The 5674-nt window shown below is 50.4% G+C and carries 4 protein-coding genes and 1 pseudogene; 3 read left to right on the forward strand and 2 right to left on the reverse strand.

The genetic code is table 11. From position 1 onward, the window contains the following. Window positions 1-125: 125 nt before the first annotated feature. From GWQ22_RS20740 to GWQ22_RS20750, 3 genes and pseudogenes are all read left to right on the forward strand, one after another. Window positions 126-398: pseudogene (locus GWQ22_RS20740) on the forward strand (transposase); the annotation flags it as partial. A 163-nt stretch (window positions 399-561) separates the two neighbouring features. Then, the gene (locus GWQ22_RS20745) at window positions 562-1746 is read left to right on the forward strand and encodes a cation:proton antiporter (RefSeq protein ID WP_275931527.1); all 1185 of its coding nucleotides are present in this window, start codon (window positions 562-564) and stop codon (window positions 1744-1746) included. A gap of 1 nt (window position 1747) precedes the next feature. Then, window positions 1748-2872 (forward strand): YbdK family carboxylate-amine ligase, encoded by a 1125-nt coding sequence (locus GWQ22_RS20750; RefSeq protein ID WP_275931528.1) that lies wholly within the window; start codon window positions 1748-1750, stop codon window positions 2870-2872. Window positions 2873-3058: 186 nt separating this feature from the next. Here the strand turns inward: GWQ22_RS20750 and GWQ22_RS20755 are convergent, their stop codons facing one another. Further along, on the reverse strand, window positions 3059-3904 hold the full coding sequence (locus GWQ22_RS20755; protein WP_275931529.1) for a universal stress protein: 846 nt from the start codon (window positions 3902-3904) through the stop codon (window positions 3059-3061). 19 nt (window positions 3905-3923) lie between these two features. Then, window positions 3924-5414, reverse strand: coding sequence for a SulP family inorganic anion transporter (locus GWQ22_RS20760; protein WP_275931530.1), 1491 nt, complete (start codon window positions 5412-5414; stop codon window positions 3924-3926). Window positions 5415-5674: the final 260 nt, after the last annotated feature.

A 5674-nucleotide genomic window follows, 5' to 3' on the forward strand; every position in this document is an offset into this window, starting at 1 on the left:
CGAACAGGGATTGCAGGCTGGAGCTCACTCTGGGAAGGCTGGCAAACACTGCAAAGTAAACTGGACGGCTTTATTGCCGCCAAAGAGATGATGGCTTCGGGGATCAAGATCTGATCAAGAGACAGATTGCGATGCGCCCTGGCAAGCTCAAGGAACTTAAAAAACATCCTCGTAAAAACAAGGCGGTGATGGCTTTTGAAAAGCTCAAATCCAGCATCCGCGCCAAGGTAGAGCACCCGTTCCGGCTTATCAAGCGCCAGTTTGGCTTTGTGAAAGCACGGTACAAGGGGCTGCGGAAGAATGACAACCAACTGGCAATGTTGTTTACGCTGGCGAACCTGTTTCGAGTGGACCAGATGATACGGGCATGGGATAGCTGTGTCCAAAACACGAGGTAAGCCCCGAAAAAGGGGAATAATGGAGCAAAAAAGCAGGTTTTGGAGTAAATACGTACGAATTCTGGAGTAATGAAAATTTTAAATGTGAGCAGGCTGCTTATGATGAAGGTTTGATCAACTTGTTCGCACCTTCCCTAACTTTCCGAATCTCATAAGGCACAATATGATCGATCTGACGCCACTCTTAAAGGACATGGCTTGGCCCCTGACAATTCTGGTTGCTTGGTTTGCTGGGGAATTCGCGCACGGATGGGTAAAACTACCACGCATCAGTGCATATGCAGTCGTCGGTTTTGTTTTGGCTCCATCCCAGGTCAGTCTACTACCACATGTACAACCAGCAACGCTACTGCTTGCTAATATTGCTCTTGGCCTTCTTCTATTTGAATGCGGATACCGCATAAATTTGCGCTGGCTGCGCACCAATCCATGGTTCGCTGCGACCAGCCTCATCGAGGTGGTGCTTACATTTTCTGCGGTTTACTTCATTGCAAGGTGGTTTGAGCAAGGTCTTTCGACTGCATTGCTATTGACGGCATTGTCAATGGCGACCTCGCCAGCAACTATTATTTGTGTCATTAACGAGCAACGTAGTTCTGGCCAAGTTACCGAGCGAATTTTGCATCTATCCGCCTTGAGCTGTGTACTAGCCGTGTTTGTTTTCAAAATCATCACCGGATTGGTGGTGTTCCAAACATCCAGAAACCTCTGGGAGGCTACTTATAGCAGTTCTATTGTCCTCTTGGCCTCACTATTTTTAGGGGCCCTTTCAGGCATTATCATTCCTGCGTTGTTACGGTTAAGCAAGCGCACAACTCATGATAGTACACTTGCTTTTACAGTGGCGGTCATTTGTCTTGTCGCTCTAGCACATAGCCTGAAACTATCCCCAGTGTTGGCAGCGCTGACATTTGGGCTCTGTGCTCGTCATCGTCGAATTGTTTTGAGTCCATCACAGCGCGGATTTGGGGCATTAGGGGATCTTTTATCCGTTTTTTTGTTTGTGTTTATTGCCGCATCGCTAGAATGGCGACAAGCGGTCTCAGGAATTAGTCTTGGCTTTGCCATCATTGCGGTACGTCAAGTTGCCAAAGTTGTAGGGATTGGTATCTTCTCGCATATCAGCGGGATTTCGTGGCGTAAAGGATTTCTTATTGGAATAGCAAGTACGCCAATTTCTGCTTTTGTCATATTGATGTTGGAGCAAACTCGTTACATTGGCATCAACTTGATTGACCAGCTAGCACCGCTAGCCGCTGCGGCGCTGACATTAGAAATATTTGGCCCAATATTTATCCAGCTCGCACTGCGCTGGGCACATGAAGTACCAGAAAGTAAGGAGTCCTGATATGCCTCTCGAATCATTTAAGACATCGCAAGCATTAAGTCTAGGTGTAGAGCTAGAATTACAACTGGTCGGCCTGAGTGATTTTGACTTGGCAGCAGCGAGCCCCGACATGCTCGAATTGTTAACACGAAAGCCTTTCCCTGGGAGTGTGACCCCGGAGGTTACTGAGAGTATGATCGAAATTGCTACAGATATTCATACTGAATATCCAACGCTTCTGGCTCAGCTAGTTGATATGCGTGACACGCTTGTCTGCGCTGGGGATCGGCTCAATATTGGAGTTTGTGGTGGCGGTACTCATCCTTTTCAACTATGGTCTGAAAGACGCATTTTTAACAAGCCGAGATTCAAAGAAGTATCTCTATTGTACGGCTATCTCACTAAGCAATTTACCATTTATGGTCAGCATATCCATGTGGGTTGCACTAATGCAGACGAAGCCCTGTTTTTGTTGCATGCACTGAACCGCTACGTACCTCATTTCATTGCTTTATCAGCATCATCTCCGTTCGTGCAAGGCTATGATACATTATTCAATTCTGCACGATTGAATTCTGTTTTTGCATTTCCGCTAAGCGGTCGTGCCCCTTTTTTACTGAGATGGGAGGATTTTGAACAGAGGTTTTTCTCCAAAATGGAACATACAGGCGTCGTCAAAAGCATGAAGGATTTTTATTGGGACATTCGACCTAAGCCTGAGTATGGCACTATTGAACTACGTGTCTGCGACACGCCATTATCGGTTGAACGTGCAGCTGCCTTAGCCTGTTATCTCCAAGCACTCTGCAAATATTTGTTGGAGCGCAATGAGCCTGAACCAGCTGAGGATGACTACCTAGTCTACAACTACAACCGATTTCAGGCGTGTCGATTTGGTTTGGATGGAGCGATCGTACATCCAAAGTCTTATGAACAAATTCCATTGCGAGAGGATATTCTCAGTACGATACGTCGTATTGAATCTCAGGCTGATACTTTGGGTTGTGTCGCAGCTCTCGAACACATCTACCAGACTGCACACAAAGGCAGCGACGCAAGCTACTTGCGGCGCGAATATGAGGAACGAGGTAGTGTAGAAGGTATAGTCGATTCTGCGTTACAGCGGTTTAGGAACGAACCTATGTAGTCGTTTTTAGTATGAGCCACAAATCAGGAAAAGCTGCATTATTGAGAGCAAATCATTGCAACGTAGTGCATGGCTATGCTATCGACGAGCCAATACCCGCAGAGGGGTTTTCTGATTGGGTTACGTCCCATAACACCAACATTCATAATGGGGAGGATAGTTCCATCCCCCCCCACAGCAGAATTATCACCTGAGCAACATTAAAGAAGCATTAGTCTTTTTCAAAATACCTGTTGTCGTACTTCCCACAATGAACTGCCTGATCCGAGAGTGACCGTAAGCCCCCATCACGATAAGCTCACAGCCCGCATCGGTGGCATGCTGACAAATCACTGGCACCACCTCTCCTTGCAGCAGCATTGCTTCAACCCTGAAACCCGCACTCTTCAACACCTGTTTGGCTTGTGCCAGTTGGCGCTCGTGCTCATCACTCGGTTCGCCGACCATCACCAGGTCACACTCCAGCCCCTTGAGCAGAGGACTGCTTGCGATCAATTCCAGCACCTTCTTGGTGGTCGGGCTGGCGTCATAGGCAAACAGGAAGCGGCTTGGGGCCTGAAAGCCTGGCTGCACTACCATGATGGGATTAGACAGGGTACGGATGATGTTTTCGATATTGCTGCCTATCAGATCGTGGATATGAGTCGTGCCCTGTTTACCCATGATCAACATCCGCATGTTGGATGAGAGCTCCTGGGTCGTCTCGACCAGCTGGCCGTGGCGTTGCAGGGTCTCGATCCCTGACATCCCCAAACCAGCCAGATATTCCTTGCCACTGTCCAGCAGAATGCGCCCCTGTTCATGGGCGAGACGGCTGCGTTGGTGATCCAGCTCGGAGAGCTCCTGTAACAGGAGCTCACGACTGCCAAGTCCAATATTGCCGGAGAGATCGCTGTGCCCTTCAAATTCACTTTTTTCCAATACGTGCAGCAGGGTGATAGGTAACCCAGTATTGATAGATGCCCATGCTGCTGCATCACACACTGCTGTCATGGCAAGGGAGCCATCGATACAGGCAAAAATGTTTGTCATGGTAAATTCCTTCTTGTGATCAGTGTCCAGCCAGCAGCTTTTCAACTTCTTCCGGTTTGTCGTGCACACCAAATCTGTCAACGATTGTGGCACTGGCCTGATTCAAGCCAATCAGCTCGACCTCTGTCCCCTCACGGCGGAACTTGATGACCACCTTGTCCAGCGCGGTGACAGCCGTGATGTCCCAGAAGTGGGCGTGGGTGAGGTCGATCACCACTTTTTCTACCACTTCCTTGAAATCAAATCCGGCAAAAAACTGTTCGGCACTGGCGAAAAACACCTGGCCCCGAACCTGATAGGTGCGTACCTCGCCATGACGCTTACTGTCACTCTTGACCAGCATGAAGCGGGCAACCTTGTTGGCAAAGAACAGAGAGGCGAGCAGTACCCCGACAAATACCCCAAGTGCCAGGTTATGGGTAGCAACAACCACAGCGACTGTTGCCACCATCACGATATTGGTGGAGAGCGGGTGCTTCTTGAGATTACGAACCGACTCCCAGGAAAACGTCCCGATAGAGACCATGATCATAACGGCTACCAGGGCTGCCATGGGTATTTGGCGGATCCACTCATCCATGAAGACCACCATCAGGATGAGCAGGGTGCCAGCCACAAAGGTAGATAGGCGGCCACGGCCACCGGATTTGATGTTGATGATGGACTGACCAATCATGGCGCAGCCGGCCATGCCACCCATCAGGCCCGCGCCGATATTCGCGATCCCCTGGCCCTTGCACTCGCGATTGCGGTCGCTGCTGGTATCCGTCAGGTCATCGACAATGGCTGCCGTCATCATGGATTCGAGCAGACCGACCACGGCCAGACCTGCGGAATATGGGAAGATGATCGCCAGCGTCTCCAGATTGAGCGGCACTTCGGGCCACAGGAAGATGGGCAGAGTATCGGGCAGCTCGCCCATATCGCCTACAGTACGGATATCGATGCCCATGGTGATGGCGACTGCCGTCAGGATCACGATGCAGAGCAGCGGAGAAGGCACTAGCTTGCCTACCACCGGAATAAGCGGGAACAGATAGATGATGCCAAGGCCCGCCGCCGTCATGGCGTAGACCTGCCAGGTGACGTTGGTAAGCTCTGGTAGCTGGGCCATAAAGATGAGGATCGCCAACGCATTGACGAAGCCGGTGACCACGGAGCGGGAGACAAACCGCATCAGACTGCCCAGTTTCAGGTAACCCGCTGCGATCTGGAGTACCCCAGTAAGCAGGGTTGCTGCCAGCAGATATTGCAGGCCATGCTCTTTGACCAGGGTCACCATCAGGAGCGCCATTGCGCCTGTGGCTGCCGAGATCATGCCTGGACGACCGCCGACAAAAGCGATGACCACTGCGATACAGAAGGAGGCATAGAGGCCGACTTTGGGGTCTACACCAGCAATAATGGAGAAGGCGATGGCTTCTGGGATCAGCGCCAGGGCGACCACAATTCCGGCTAAAAGGTCACCACGGATGTTGGAGAACCATTCTTGTCTTGCACGTTCCAGCATGGGGGATTTTCTCGCTTGTTTAGGATCCATAGCGCAACGCATCCACCGACTTGGGGGTCAGATGGAGTTCGGGCAGGATCAGATTGTTGTATTGGGATCTAATGGGTGTAAAAAACCGCTCCGGTTGTTACAACCCTGTCTCTTGATCAGATCTTGATCCCCGAAGCCATCATCTCTTTGGCGGCAATAAAGCCGTCCAGTTTACTTTGCAGTGTTTGCCAGCCTTCCCAGAGTGAGCTCCAGCCTGCAATCCCTGTTCG

This window comes from Aeromonas sp. 1HA1, from assembly GCF_029237385.1.
Taxonomy (GTDB): domain Bacteria; phylum Pseudomonadota; class Gammaproteobacteria; order Enterobacterales; family Aeromonadaceae; genus Aeromonas; species Aeromonas popoffii.

Excerpts from the sequence above, each read along its gene's own strand:
- GWQ22_RS20760 (WP_275931530.1), bottom strand. The coding sequence starts at position 5,414 with ATGCTGGAACGTGCAAGACAAGAATGGTTCTCCAACATCCGTGGTGAC.
- GWQ22_RS20750 (WP_275931528.1), top strand. The coding sequence starts at position 1,748 with ATGCCTCTCGAATCATTTAAGACATCGCAAGCATTAAGTCTAGGTGTA.
- GWQ22_RS20745 (WP_275931527.1), top strand. The coding sequence starts at position 562 with ATGATCGATCTGACGCCACTCTTAAAGGACATGGCTTGGCCCCTGACA.
- GWQ22_RS20755 (WP_275931529.1), bottom strand. The coding sequence starts at position 3,904 with ATGACAAACATTTTTGCCTGTATCGATGGCTCCCTTGCCATGACAGCA.